A 226-nucleotide genomic window follows, 5' to 3' on the forward strand; every position below is an offset into this window, starting at 1 on the left:
ACATGAACGGTCGTCCGCGTTGCCGGTTCCGCTGTTCGACGGTCCGACCGGTTCAACGGAGGGAATGTTCGACCCTCTTGTCCCAAAGCAGGACAGCAGACGATTCTGTCAGTCTGGATGCCGTTTTGGGGGGGCTATGGAGCACGACGTAAAAGCACTTCGCAAGCTGGGCGAATTGCTAGCCCGCGGGCGGCGCTCTTTGGATCGATTGCCCGGTGATTGGCGC

The organism is Sphingobium sp. GW456-12-10-14-TSB1, from assembly GCF_059424385.1.